Source organism: Bradyrhizobium sp. Kon56, assembly GCF_055807635.1.
Genome location: NZ_JBVVOU010000328.1, coordinates 1 through 300, shown reverse-complemented (window position 1 = coordinate 300; position 300 = coordinate 1). Strand labels below are relative to the sequence as shown.

The 300-nt window shown below is 56.0% G+C and carries 1 protein-coding gene; it reads left to right on the top strand.

Annotation, left to right across the window (positions count from 1 at the left end; genetic code table 11):
- Positions 1-266, top strand: a 266-nt coding sequence (locus AC0L3B_RS39175) for a DUF4224 domain-containing protein (protein ID WP_473383106.1), incomplete at its 5' end; no start/stop codon positions are given.
- Positions 267-300: the final 34 nt, after the last annotated feature.

The following is a 300-nucleotide window of genomic DNA, read 5'->3' as shown; positions in this document are numbered from 1 at the left end:
GCCGTTCAGATCATCAAGACAGCGCGGCCCACGGCCGGCGGGAGGTAGTTATGGATGGAATTCAATTCCTGTCGCATGAGGATGTTTGCGAATTGACCGGCGCCAAGACGAAAGCTGGCCAAATCATGGTCCTGTCCCGCAATGGCATCCGCCACACTATAAAGCGCAACGGCTGGCCCTGCGTGATCTCTGCTTCACTGCTGGCCGGGAAAAAAGATCGGCAGCCCGAAAAGGCTGAATGGCAACCAAGGATGGGAATTCAGTAGATGGCAAGACGACCAACTAACCCTGGCAGCATCC